12 protein-coding genes are annotated in these 13,268 nt (G+C 34.8%); 4 read left to right on the forward strand and 8 right to left on the reverse strand.

Translation table 11 applies throughout. The features are described 5' to 3' along the window. The first annotated feature begins 12 nt into the window (after window positions 1-12). Together N4T20_RS06970 and N4T20_RS06975 are read left to right on the forward strand one after the other, a co-directional pair. Window positions 13-354, forward strand: coding sequence for a heavy-metal-associated domain-containing protein (locus N4T20_RS06970; protein WP_260672351.1), 342 nt, complete (start codon window positions 13-15; stop codon window positions 352-354). 134 nt (window positions 355-488) lie between these two features. Next, a complete protein-coding gene (locus tag N4T20_RS06975) occupies window positions 489-1,169 on the forward strand; it encodes a DedA family protein (RefSeq protein ID WP_260672352.1) in 681 nt (226 codons plus the stop codon). A gap of 261 nt (window positions 1,170-1,430) precedes the next feature. Here N4T20_RS06975 and rodA read toward each other — a convergent pair whose 3' ends face one another. The 6 genes from rodA to purH all read right to left on the reverse strand — a co-directional run bounded on the left by rodA (window position 1,431) and on the right by purH (window position 8,698). After that, window positions 1,431-2,666 carry a rod shape-determining protein RodA gene (gene rodA / locus N4T20_RS06980; protein ID WP_260672353.1) on the reverse strand — a complete coding sequence of 412 codons (1,236 nt, stop codon included), beginning with the start codon at window positions 2,664-2,666 and terminating at the stop codon, window positions 1,431-1,433. A 15-nt stretch (window positions 2,667-2,681) separates the two neighbouring features. Further along, entirely contained in the window at window positions 2,682-4,658 is a 1,977-nt protein-coding gene (gene mrdA / locus N4T20_RS06985; protein WP_260672354.1) for a penicillin-binding protein 2, read from the reverse strand. After that, window positions 4,655-5,161: a rod shape-determining protein MreD gene (locus tag N4T20_RS06990; RefSeq protein WP_260672355.1), complete on the reverse strand. Its 507-nt coding sequence runs from the start codon at window positions 5,159-5,161 to the stop codon at window positions 4,655-4,657. The genes mrdA and N4T20_RS06990 overlap by 4 nt, the downstream gene beginning before the upstream one ends. Further along, window positions 5,154-5,978, reverse strand: a complete 825-nt coding sequence (gene mreC, locus N4T20_RS06995; protein WP_260672356.1) for a rod shape-determining protein MreC — start codon at window positions 5,976-5,978, stop codon at window positions 5,154-5,156. The genes N4T20_RS06990 and mreC overlap by 8 nt, the downstream gene beginning before the upstream one ends. Before the next feature lie 108 nt (window positions 5,979-6,086). Continuing rightward, entirely contained in the window at window positions 6,087-7,115 is a 1,029-nt protein-coding gene (locus tag N4T20_RS07000) for a rod shape-determining protein (RefSeq protein ID WP_008466528.1), read from the reverse strand. Window positions 7,116-7,171: 56 nt separating this feature from the next. Next, window positions 7,172-8,698, reverse strand: a complete 1,527-nt coding sequence (gene purH, locus N4T20_RS07005) for a bifunctional phosphoribosylaminoimidazolecarboxamide formyltransferase/IMP cyclohydrolase (protein ID WP_260672357.1) — start codon at window positions 8,696-8,698, stop codon at window positions 7,172-7,174. 165 nt (window positions 8,699-8,863) lie between these two features. Here purH and N4T20_RS07010 point away from each other — a divergent pair, with 165 nt between their 5' ends. Both N4T20_RS07010 and N4T20_RS07015 read left to right on the forward strand, forming a co-directional pair. Continuing rightward, the gene (locus N4T20_RS07010) at window positions 8,864-10,111 is read left to right on the forward strand and encodes an ABC transporter permease (RefSeq protein ID WP_260672358.1); all 1,248 of its coding nucleotides are present in this window, start codon (window positions 8,864-8,866) and stop codon (window positions 10,109-10,111) included. 88 nt (window positions 10,112-10,199) lie between these two features. Continuing rightward, complete coding sequence (locus N4T20_RS07015) at window positions 10,200-11,087, forward strand: cupin-like domain-containing protein (RefSeq protein ID WP_260672359.1); 888 nt, start codon at window positions 10,200-10,202, stop codon at window positions 11,085-11,087. 143 nt (window positions 11,088-11,230) lie between these two features. Here the strand turns inward: N4T20_RS07015 and accD are convergent, their stop codons facing one another. Both accD and fbaA read right to left on the reverse strand, forming a co-directional pair. Continuing rightward, window positions 11,231-12,085 carry an acetyl-CoA carboxylase, carboxyltransferase subunit beta gene (gene accD / locus N4T20_RS07020; RefSeq protein WP_111367748.1) on the reverse strand — a complete coding sequence of 285 codons (855 nt, stop codon included), beginning with the start codon at window positions 12,083-12,085 and terminating at the stop codon, window positions 11,231-11,233. 111 nt (window positions 12,086-12,196) lie between these two features. Further along, window positions 12,197-13,264 carry a class II fructose-bisphosphate aldolase gene (gene fbaA / locus N4T20_RS07025; protein ID WP_008466540.1) on the reverse strand — a complete coding sequence of 356 codons (1,068 nt, stop codon included), beginning with the start codon at window positions 13,262-13,264 and terminating at the stop codon, window positions 12,197-12,199. Between the last annotated feature and the right edge of the window lie 4 nt (window positions 13,265-13,268).

The following is a 13,268-nucleotide window of genomic DNA, read 5'->3' on the forward strand; positions in this document are numbered from 1 at the left end:
AAATTAAATACAATGAACAAAATAGTTTTAATCGCAATGATGGTTTTTTTAGGTTTTTCGGCTCAGGCTCAAACTAAAAAAAATAAGAATTTAAAATACACAACAGAGGTAAACGGTAACTGCGAACAATGCAAGAAACGAATAGAAAAAGCGGCTTATGCTGTTCCGGGCGTAAAAACGGCAACCTGGGATGTAGGTTCGCATCAGCTTTCGGTTATTTTAAACGAAGAGAAATGTTCTCCTTCAGATTTAAACAAAGCAATTGCAAAGGCAGGTCATGATACTAAGGAAGTTAAAGCGACAACTGAAGATTATGACAACCTTCACAGCTGTTGCAAGTATGTAAGAGAATAGTGTAAAAAGTAGCCCAGACAAATAAGTCTGGGCTTTTTTTAATAGTTAATTTATGTTTAAAATCCCGCATTTTATTGTGGTTAAAGTAAATTATTGTTACTTTCACGAACTATAAAGATAACCAATCTCGTTTTATGAATAATTTTGAATGGACCCAGTTACTAAACCCTGAATTTTATATTACTTTAAGTGTCGGCGGTTTTCAAATTGGGTTGTTTATTGTTCTGTTTATAGTTTTTGCTGAGACAGGACTTTTTGCAGGTTTTTTTCTGCCTGGAGATAGTTTGCTTTTTTTAGCAGGTATTTACAGTCGTGATCTAATTGAAAATGTTGCTTATATTCCAAATGATTTTGTAAATGTGTTTCTGCTTGCTACAGCAGTTGCTATAATGGGAGTTTTGGGTAATATGACTGGTTATTGGTTTGGAGCAAAAAGCGGTTATTATCTGTTTAAAAAAGAGGATACATTCTGGTTTAAGAAAAAATACCTGCTTCAATCAAAAGATTTTTTTGAAAAATACGGAGGAAAGGCAATCATATATGCGCGCTTCCTGCCAATTTTCAGAACGTTCGCACCTATTGTTGCCGGGATCGTTTCGATGGACAGAAAGAAGTTTATGTTTTATAATGTTTTGAGTTCTTTTCTTTGGTCATTTATATTAATTTTCGCAGGACATTACTTATATGGCGTTTTCTTGAAACAAGGAATAGATTTAAAGAAACATATTGAATATATCATCATTATTATCATTATAATCTCAACTTTCCCAGTTATATTGAAGCTTTTGAAAAAGAGACCAAGTGAAGAAATTTAATTAAAGAATATAATTAAGAAATCCGAAGTTTTACCTTCGGATTTTTTTATGCTTGTTATTAAAGCTGAGTGTAACCATTTCCATTAATACTATAGTTTTTCTTAGCAGATAAATCATAATAGAAACCAAAAAAAGCTGTAATCAGTTTTTAAAACGTAATTACAGCTTTTAGGTTAAATTATTTTAGTTGTTGACACAAAGTAATTTCTATTTGGAATTTATTCCGAGGCTTCGGGATAAAAATTGGATATTTATAAGCCATTACCATTCATTCACTTTATTGGCATCCATTTTAAGGAAAATAAACAGCAAAATGGTGAATCCCCAGAGTCCAGAGCCTCCATACGAAAAGAAGGGTAGAGGAACCCCGATTGTTGGGAAAATTCCAATTACCATGGCAATGTTTACAAAGAAATGGATAAAGAGAATTGCGGCTACGCAATATCCGTAAACCCGGCTGAATTTTGTTTTCTGTCTTTCTGCCAAATAAATAACTCTAAGCAGCAGGCCAGTAAAAAGTAAAATTACTACCAGTGATCCTGCAAAACCCCATTCTTCACCAACAGTAGTAAAGATATAATCGGTGTGCTGTTCAGGTACGAATCCTCCTTTGGTTTGTGTTCCTTCAAGAAAACCTTTTCCAATCCATCCGCCAGAACCAATTGCAATTTCAGATTGGTTGGTATTGTATCCAATACCTTTCATATCTACGGTTTTACCAAGTAAAATATTAAAACGGTCTCTGTGGTGCTGTTTAAAAACGTTGTCAAATACATAATCTACAGAGAAAACGAATCCAGAGATTAGGACTAATAAAATTCCGCTTAAAATGATATTTCTGTCAACAACTCTGCCTTTGAAGTGTATAATGGCTAATACGATAAAAGCCATTCCAATCACGGCATATGGTTCTAGAACTAAAGTAAGAACGAAAAGAACAATGGTTATAAATGCTGTCCACACATACCAAGAAGGCAAACCTTCTCTGTAAAGAACAAGGATGAACGCGCTGTAGATTAAGGCACTTCCAGGGTCTGGCTGCGGTAAAATCAATATTACAGGCAAAAGCATAATAGCCAGAGCTTGAATTTGTCTATTGGTTTCTTTTAAGTTGATTTGCGTGTCGCTCAAATATTTGGCCAATGCAAGAGAAGTTGCGGCTTTTGCAAACTCAGATGGCTGTAAAGTGAAACTTCCTATGGCGTACCAGCATCGCTGTCCTGCGATGGTTTTTCCAAAAAGAAATAATCCGGCAAGAGATAATAGGGAAACTCCAAATATGATACTGGCATATTTTTCGTAAAATTTACCATCAACAAAAAGCACTACAAATATCAACGGAATAGTACAGCAGATAAAAATAAGCTGTTTTTGATACGTTCCATCAGTTGATAACAAAGAAGACGAGTAAATATTAAGCCAACCCAAAGTTACCAGCGCAATGTAGATAAAGACACTTATCCAATCAATATTATTTTTTACACTTTGATTTTTCATTTGAAATACTCTTTCTTAGTTTTTCTTAGTTGTGTCTACTGCTGTTTTTTTAACTTCCGCTTTAGTTGCTGTTACGGCTGCTGGTGCTTTTGGTTTTATAATTTTTGCTTGCAAGACAGAATCTTTTGGCACAGATTCGATTTTAAGAGCATCGCTTATTCCGCCAACTTTAGCATATTCTGAAAGTAAGCTTTTGTTTAATACTCTTACTTCTAAGTCTGTTCTTGTAATTTTCTTTCTTAGATATTTTTCAATCATTAAACTCGCAATCGGACCCGCAACGGTTGCTCCAAAACCTCCATTTTCAATCATAACCGCAATAGCGATTTTTGGATTGTCTTTTGGAGCAAAGGCCACAAATATAGAGTGGTCTTTAAGCTGTGTTCTTTTACCGTTTATTTTGGCAAAGTTCTCAGCAGTACCTGTTTTTCCGCAAATATCGATTCCTTCTACCCTAAGGGCATAAGCAGTACCTTTGTTATATACATCAAACAATCCGCTGATAACTGGCGGGAAATATTTTTGATCGATCGTAGTCACGTGTTTTGTAGTGAACTTTTCGTCTATTTTTTCTCCCTCAATTTTTTTAATGATGTGAGGCGTATAATAATAACCCTGATTTGCTACAGTCGCCATCATGTTGGCCAATTGAATAGGTGTCATTAAAACCTCTCCTTGTCCAATAGCATTCGATACGATGGTTGAGCTTCTCCATCCTCCGTTAGGATAAATTCTTTTATACGTTTTTGAAGTTGGGATATTTCCTCGTTTTCCAATAGGTAAGTCATATCCCATAAATTGTCCTAAACCAAAACTTTTTATATGACTGCTCCAAACGTCGACAGCGTGGCCAGGGTCTTTGTACTTATTGATTGTAAGCATATAGGCTTGACCAAAATAAGTGTTGCAAGAGTTGTAAATTCCATTATGCAATTGATGCGGACCAAAACCGTGGCATTTCATAAATCGGCCTCCACCATAACTAAATCCGTGATGACACATAAATGTCGTCTGCTCATTTACCACGCCCTCTTGAAGCGCAACCAAACCAGTCAGGATTTTGAATGGAGAACCAGGAGGATATTCTGCTAAAAGTCCTCTGTCGTATAAAGGCTTTGCAATAGAATCGTGATATAAAAGTGTATAATTTTTAGATCTTTGACGTCCTACTAAAATACCTGGATCATAAGAAGGAGCTGTAACCAATGCTAGAATTTCTCCAGATTTAGGTTCAATAGCAACGATTCCTCCGCGCTTATTAATCATTAATTCCTCGCCATATTTTTGAAGTTCGGCATCAATAGTTAAATTGATATCTTCTCCAGCTACGGCGATAGTATCGTATTTTCCTTCTTTATAAGGGCCAATTTCTCGATTGTATTTATCTTTTTGAATGTATTTTACCCCTTTTATTCCGCGTAAGATTTCTTCGTAGCTTTGTTCTACACCTTGCTTACCAATTAAATCTCCACTGTTATAGTACGGATTCTTCTCAATTTGTTTTTCATTTACCTGAGTAATAAAACCAAATATATTGGCGCCGTAATCTACTTCGTAATCGCGAAGTGATCTTTTTTGGAAATAAAAACCATCATATTTTCTGATTTTTTCCTGAAAAGCGGCAAATTCGTTTTTATTCAGCTGCGATAAAAACACAGATGGAAGTCGCGGACTATAAACCTTTGCTTTTTCAATACGCTTATGGTATTCTTCTTCAGTAATATTTAGAAGAGCACAGAACTCAGGGATATTAAGATCCTTTTTTATATCTCTCGGAATAACCATGATATCATAAGAAGCCTGATTCGCAACAAGAAGTTTTCCGTTACGATCATAGATGTAACCTCTTTCAGGATAGTCATATACTTTTTTTATCGCATTATTTTCCGATTTCAATTTAAAAGAATCATCAATAATCTGCAGGTAAAAAATCCTAATCAGTAGCAAAGACGCTGCAATAATAATTATAGTGGGCAGCAAGACTTTTCTCATCGTTTATTGGGCTTAATAAGATAAATTATTATTATTGAAGTGATTATAGTAAAGATAGAACTAAATAAGGTTCGGAGCAAAATGTCCCAGATAAATTTGAATTGAAATGCTTCTAAAACAAATAATACAATATGGTGCATTAGAACCGAAACTAGTATGAATGAAAAACGTTCTGGTGTTAAAGATTCGTTTAGTTTAATGGTTTGGTATTCGTAGCTTAAACCAAAAGAAAATTTAAAAATGTAAGGCCTGTAATACGCTAAAATAACACAAGCAGTTGCGTGTATTCCTCCCGAATTGCAAAACATATCCATTATTAATCCAAGGAAAAAGCTAGAAGCGATTAATCCTGCTTTATTGCTATTTACTGGGTATAGAATGATATACAAGATGTACGGAAAAGGACTTATATATCCTAAGAAATTCATATTGTTGAAAATAACAATCTGAATTGCCAGCAACATAATAAATCGAAAAATATTGACTAACAGAGCGCTATTCATTTTTTTCTTTGTTTTCTAAATTAATAAGTTCCTCTCTGTCCTTGCTTTTGATGATATAAACGTGCCCTAAGTTTGTCATGTCATTAAATAGCTTAACTTTTATAACATAAAAACTTGTTTGAGTCTCTTTATAAATTGTTTCAACGGTTCCGATATTAATTCCTTCTGGGAAAATTACAGATTGACCTCCCGTTACAATTGTGTCTCCTTTTCTAACCGAAGCTAATCTTGGCACATCTCGCAATTGTACAAAACCTGTGCTTTTTCCGTCCCATGTTAATGAACCAAAGTGGTTTGATTTTTTTAGCTTGGCATTTATCTGAGATTTCATGTTCAAAATACTCACAACTGTAGAATATCTTGGTGATGTATCGTCTACAATACCAACAATTCCTAAACTGTTTATTACTCCCATATCTGGTTTTACGCCTTCATTGGATCCAGAGTTCAAAGTAAGAAAGTTTTCGTGTGTGCTGTAAGTGTTATGAATTACTTTTGATACAATTATATCAGCAGGTTTTACTCCTTTAATAGTATCTGGCAAAGGTAATTTTGATGTGTCTTCTTTATTGAATAAAAGACTTTTTAATCTTGCGTTCTCAAGTACAAGTTCGTCGTTTTCAGCTCTTAAATTCAAATACTCATTAACACGATTGATTTTTTCATAAACACCTCCGCTTAAAAAATTGGCAGAGCTGATTATTTTGCTTCTGTGGTAAGAATGAGATTGAATAGTGAGTCCTAACGAAATACCTAAAAGCAGCAAAAACAGCAATCGATTACTGTTTCTTATAAGGAAATTAAATATTTGCTGCATTTCTTGTCTGGTTATTTTGTTTCAGGATATGCTTAAAGGTTTCAGTTTTTACAAGGGTCAAATAGAAGAAATTCGACCCTTATAAAAGTAAATTGATTATAATGAATCTTATTTGATTAAGATGCTTTTAAATTTAGCAATGTTTTTAAGAGCCATTCCTGTACCGCGAACAACAGCTCTTAACGGATCTTCAGCAATATAAACTGGCAGATCTGTTTTTTGAGAGATACGTTTGTCAAGACCTCTTAACATAGATCCTCCACCAGCTAAATAGATACCAGTGTTGTAGATATCTGCTGCTAACTCAGGAGGAGTTTGAGATAATGTTTCCATTACCGCATCTTCAATACGCTGAATAGATTTGTCTAATGCTTTTGCAATTTCACGGTAAGAAACATCTACTTGTTTTGGTTTACCTGTAAGCAAATCTCTACCTTGAACAGACATATCTTCTGGCGGACCATCTAAATCTTCGATAGCCGCACCGATTTGAATTTTAATTTTTTCAGCAGTACTTTCTCCAACAAATAAGTTGTGCTGTGTACGCATATAATACACGATATCGTTTGTGAAAACGTCACCTGCAATTTTTACAGATTTGTCACATACAATTCCGCCCAAAGCGATAACAGCAATTTCTGTTGTACCACCTCCAATATCTACAATCATGTTTCCTTTTGGTTGCATAATGTCAATACCAATACCAATTGCCGCTGCCATTGGCTCATGAATCAAGTAAACTTCTTTTCCGTTTACTCTCTCACAAGATTCCTTCACCGCTCTCATCTCCACTTCAGTAATACCAGAAGGAATACATACAACCATACGTAAAGCTGGAGTAAACATTCTTTTTTTCAATGCAGGAATACTTTTAATGAACATATTGATCATTTTTTCCGAAGCATCAAAATCAGCGATTACACCATCTTTCAAAGGCCTTATAGTTTTGATGTTTTCATGTGTTTTACCTTGCATCATGTTGGCTTCTTTACCAACAGCAATGATTTTGCCTGATACTCTATCACGTGCAACGATAGACGGACTATCAATGACAACTTTATCATTATGAATGATTAAAGTGTTTGCGGTTCCAAGGTCTATCGCAATATCCTCGGTCATGAAATCAAAAAATCCCATAAGTTTTTTAGGGGTTTAAAATGTTATAAATTATTTATCGAACAAAGTTAAACAAATTAATGTTTAAAATGACGCGTTCCTGTAAATACCATTGCAAGATTATTTTCATTGCAATAATTTATACTTAATTCGTCTTTTATCGAACCTCCTGGCTGAATTACAGCAGTTATTCCTGCTTTTTTAGCTAATTCTACACAATCCGGAAATGGGAAAAATGCATCACTTGCCATCGAAGCTCCATTTAAATCAAATCCAAAAGCTTTTGCTTTGTCAACTGCTTGAATTAAAGCGTCAACTCTTGAAGTCTGACCTGTACCTGATGAAATCAATGTTCCGTTTTTAGCAAATACAATAGTGTTTGATTTTGTATTCTTGCAGATTTTAGAAGCAAAGATCAAATCTTCGATCTCTTGAGCAGTAGGTTCTGTAATGGTAACGGTTTTTAAATGCTCTTTATTATCCGTAATATTATTTCTATCCTGAATTAACAATCCGTTAAGACAAGTTCTTACTTGACGAGCTGGCAATTCAACATCGTTTTGCACTAATATGATTCTGTTTTTCTTCTCTTGTAAAACTGTAACAGCCTCATCATCATAAGCAGGAGCGATTACTACTTCGCAGAATAGTTTGTTGATTTCCTGTGCAGTTTCTAAATCAATTTTAGTATTAGCAATTAACACTCCTCCAAAAGCTGAAGTCGGATCGCAAGCTAAAGCAGCCAAATAAGCTTCGCTGATTGTTTTTCTTGAAGCCAAACCGCAAGCATTATTGTGTTTTAAAATCGCGAACGTTGGTCCGTCAGTTTTAAATTCTGCAATCAAATTGACCGCTGCATCAACATCTAATAAGTTGTTGTATGATAATTCTTTTCCGTGAAGTTTATTGAACATCGCGTCAAAATCTCCAAAGAAAAACCCTTTTTGATGTGGGTTTTCACCATATCTTAAAACTTGACCATTTGCAATGCTTTCTTTGTAAATAGTTTCGTCTGTATTGAAATAATTAAAAATAGCTCCATCATAGTGAGATGAAACGTGGAATGCTTTAGTAGCAAACAATCTTCTGTTCTCCAAAGTTGTTGCTCCGTCTTGCTCTGTAATCAAATCTAAAAGTAAGCTGTACTCGTTAACAGAAGCTACAATTACAGTGTCTTTGAAATTTTTTGCACCAGCACGAATTAATGAAATACCGCCGATATCAATTTTTTCAATAATATCTTGCTCACTTGCTCCAGAAGCAACTGTTTTTTCAAAAGGATACAAATCAACAATTACCAAATCGATTTGAGGAATGTCAAATTCCTTCATTTGCTGAACATCGCTTTCGTTGTCTTGACGATTCAAGATACCTCCAAAAATTTTTGGGTGTAAAGTTTTTACTCTTCCGCCAAGAATTTCTGGGAAAGAAGTAATATCTTCAACAGGAACTACTGGAATGCCAAGGTTTTTGATGAAATCCTCAGTTCCGCCAGTTGAATAAAGTGTTACATTTTGTTCGTGTAATTTTCTAACAATTGGTTCTAATCCATCTTTAGAAAAAACAGAAATTAATGCCGATTGTATTTTTTTAGTTGTGCTCATTGTGTAGTTATGATTTTGAGACTGCAAAAGTAGTTTTTTTATATATTATATTAAAAAAAATTAGTGTAACAAAATGCTAAAAAAATCTACTGATGAGTAAGTTAACTTTTATTAGGTTTTTGAATTTAAATTATTGAATTTTACTTTATTGAAAAACACAAAAATATGATCGTTTATCTAAGATTATTGAAAGAAAGTCTAAGCTTTGCCATCAATGCTTTGCGAAATAATAAATTGCGCACTTTGTTGTCGCTTTTAGGCGTGACGATTGGTATTTTTTCGATTATTGCTGTTTTGGCTGCCGTTGATTCTTTAGACAAAAAAATTTCTAAGGATTTGAGCAGTTTAGATAAAAATACAATTTATTTAATGAAATATTGCTTTGGGCCGTCTGAAATTCCGCAATGGAAGAGAGAACAGTTTCCAAATGTAAAATACGACGAATATGTTGGGCTGAAAAACTCAATGAATAATACCGATCAAGTGGCATATCAGCTTTTTGTAAATAGAGAAAGTTTAAAATACGATTCTAAAACAGTTAGCGATGTAAATATTATTCCGTCGTCAAGCGAAATGGTCGATATTGACGGATTGAGTTTTGATAAAGGGAGGTTTTACAATGAGTCTGAATCTAATTCAGGAACTCCTGTTATTGTCCTTGGTTACGATATTGCTGACGGGCTTTTTGGCACAAGCGACCCAATCGGGAAAAATATTCGCTTGTACGGACAGCGTTTTACGGTTATCGGCGTAATGGCAAAACAAGGAGCTGGTTTTTTTGGAGATAGCAATGATACTTCAGTTTATCTTCCTGCTAATTTTTTAAGAAGAATGTACGGAGATAGCGATGCTATGACGCCAGTAATTGTTTTAAAACCTGAAAAAGGGGTTGACATGGACGCGTACAAAGCTGAAATCGCTCAGAAGCTTCGAGCAATCCGCGGAATGAAAGCAGGCGAAATGGACAATTTTTTTATTAATGTCCTTTCTGGTTTTACTGATTTTATCGATGGAATTTTAGGCCAGATGAATTTTGTAGGCTGGATTATCAGTGGGTTTTCTCTATTAGTTGGAGGTTTCGGAATTGCAAATATTATGTTTGTTTCGGTTAAAGAAAGAACAAATCTTATCGGAATTCAGAAATCACTGGGAGCTAAAAATAAATTTATCTTATTCCAATTTTTGTTTGAAGCCATTATTTTATCAGTTATTGGCGGAATCATCGGTCTTTTGATGGTTTGGGGTATTGCCCTTGTTTTGACAAAAATGCTGGATTTTGAATTTGTTTTAAGTTTTGGAAATATCGTTTTAGGAACAAGTTTAGCAGCTTTCATTGGTTTGGTTTCGGGTATTCTGCCAGCGGTTTCGGCAGCAAATTTAGATCCTGTAGAAGCCATTCGAACAGGAATGTAATATTGCTTTTGTGTTATTTTACTGTAAATTTTGATGGCTCGAAATAATTAGATATTTTTGATAGGCCAAGAACTAAAACCTTAACACAATGAGCTTTAACCTTAGATCTGTCGATATTGTTGAGTCTATTTCTAGAGAAGATTTCAAAAAGAATTATTTAGATAAAAAAAAGCCTTTGATTATAAAGGGGCTCACAAATGATTGGCCTGCAAAGGATAAATGGTCGACGGAATATTTTAAGGAAATTGCGGGAGATATTGAGGTTAAATTAGTTGATAATTCTAAAGCAGATCCGTCAAAAGTAATTAATGCTTCTATCGCTAGCATGAAGTTTGGCGAATATCTGGATTTGATAAAACGCGAGCCAACACAACTGCGTATTTTTTTCTTTAATCTTTTTAAGCACAGGCCAGAATTGGTTCATGATGTGAAAGTCCCAAAAGAATTAATGGGAGGTTTTATAGAAAGTATGCCAGCCATGTTTTTTGGAGGTTCAAAAGCGGTTACGTTTTTACATTATGATATCGATTTGCCTCATTTGTTTCATACGCATTTTGGAGGAAGGAAACATATTATATTATTTGACTACAAATGGAAGAAAAGGCTTTATTGCATTCCGAATACCACGTATGCATTGGAAGATTATGATGTAGCCAATCCTGATTTTGAAAAATTTCCAGCTCTAAAAGGAGTAGAAGGCTATGAGGTTTTCTTAGAACACGGAGACACATTATTTATGCCAACAGGAATGTGGCATTGGATGCGCTACGTTGATGGTTCTTTTTCTCTCACACTTCGCGCATGGGACGCATCATGGTCACGAAAAATAGCCAGTGTTTGGAGTTTATTTATGCACGGTGCAGTAGACAGCGGTATAAAAGTGATTTTTAGAGAGCGTTATGCTATATGGCGCGAGAAACTGGCTTTTAAAATTGCTGAAAAAGAATTAAAGAAGGATTTAAGGAAGGCGAGTTGAGAATAGAATTTTCATATGTGTTCCTACAAGGTTTAGAAAACCTTGCGCGAGAGGTTTAATTATACTTATATAACTTATATGGTTTAAACAAAAAAATCCCAAGAAGCAATTTCTTGGGATTTCTATTTTAAATAGTTTAAAAACTATCGAATATCATTGTTTTGAATCAAATCGATATATAAGTTGATCTTATCTTTCAATTCTTTTCTTGGCGTGATAAAGTCTAAGAAACCGTGCTCTAATAAGAACTCAGCAGTTTGGAAACCTTCTGGCAAATCTTTTCCTGTAGTGTCGCGTACAACACGCGGACCAGCAAAACCAATCAAAGCGCCTGGTTCAGAGATATTGATGTCTCCTAACATTGCGTAAGATGCAGTTGTTCCTCCTGTTGTTGGGTCTGTACAAAGAGAGATGTAAGGTAGTTTAGCTTCAGCTAATTGAGCTAATTTTACAGAAGTTTTTGCTAATTGCATTAAAGAATAAGCAGCTTCCATCATACGAGCACCACCAGATTTAGAAATCATTACAAATGGAAGTTTGTTTTTAATAGCGTGATCAATACCTCTTGCGATTTTCTCACCTACAACAGCTCCCATAGATCCGCCGATGAATGCAAAATCCATACAGCAGATTACAAGTTCTCTTCCTTTAGATTTTCCAACTCCCGTACGTACAGCGTCTTTAAGATGAGTTTTTTCCATTACATCTTTCAATCTGTCTGCATATTTTTTTGTATCCACAAAATGCAGAGGGTCTTTAGAAGTCATGTTTTTATCTAACTCAACAAATTCGTTGTTGTCGAATAAAATTTCAAAATAGGTTGCGCTTCCAATTCGAACGTGAAAATCATCTTCAGGGCTAACGAATAAATTTCTCGCCAATTCGTCAGCATCAATAATTTTTCCAGTAGGAGATTTGTACCACAATCCTTTCGGAACGTCCATCTTGTCTTCTGTCGCGGTCGTAATCCCTTTTTCTTGTCTTTTAAACCAAGCCATTTTTTTAATTTTAGAATGTAGATTTTAAATTTTAGATTTTTCAATCTGAATTCAAAATTTAAATTTCAGGCTTCATTAGAAATCTGAAATCTAAATTCAAAAATCTAAAATTTAAAGTGTGTTTACGTTATTTAAATCAGCGAAAGCTTGTTCAAGTCTTGCATTGAATGTCACTTCACTTTCACGAACCCATTTTCTTGGATCGTAGTATTTTTTGTTTGGAGCATCTGGACCTTCTGGGTTACCAATTTGAGTTTTTAAGTACTCAATATTGTTTACCATATAGTCACGGATTCCTTCAGTGTATGCAAATTGTAAATCTGTATCAATATTCATTTTGATAACTCCGTAACCGATAGCTTCTCTAATTTCTTCAAGTGTAGAACCTGAACCTCCGTGGAAAACGAAATCAACTGGGTTGTGGCCAGTGTTGAATTTGCTTTGTACGAAATCTTGAGAATTTTTTAAGATTTTTGGAGTTAATTTTACGTTTCCTGGTTTGTAAACACCGTGAACGTTTCCGAAAGCAGCGGCAATTGTAAATTTAGGGCTTACTTTAGATAATTCTTCGTAAGCGTAAGCTACTTCTTCTGGTTGAGTATATAATTTTGAGCTGTCTACATCTGAGTTGTCAACGCCATCTTCTTCTCCACCTGTAATACCAAGTTCGATTTCTAATGTCATTCCCATTTTGCTCATTCTAGCTAAATATTCTTTGCAGATTTCGATGTTCTCTTCGATTGGCTCCTCAGACAAATCGATCATGTGAGAACTGAATAATGGTTTTCCTGTTTCTGCGAAGTGTTTTTCAGAAGCATCTAATAAACCATCAATCCAAGGTAAAAGTTTTTTTGCACAGTGGTCAGTGTGTAAGATTACAGTTGCACCATAAGCTTCTGCCAAAGTATGAATGTGTTTTGCTCCTGCGATTCCTCCTGCGATTGCTGCTTTTTCACCTGCATTTGATAATCCTTTTCCAGCGTTGAATTGTGCTCCACCGTTAGAAAATTGAATGATAACTGGCGCGTTTAGTTTTGCTGCAGTTTCAAGAACTCCGTTAATTGTGCTTGATCCAGTAACGTTTACTGCTGGAAGAGCAAAACCCTTCTCTTTCGCATAATTAAAGATCTCTTGAACTTGATCTCCTGTAGCTACTCCTGGTTTAATGTTGTGTGCCATTTTA

Origin of the sequence: Flavobacterium sp. TR2, from assembly GCF_025252405.1 — a bacterium.
GTDB lineage: Bacteria > Bacteroidota > Bacteroidia > Flavobacteriales > Flavobacteriaceae > Flavobacterium.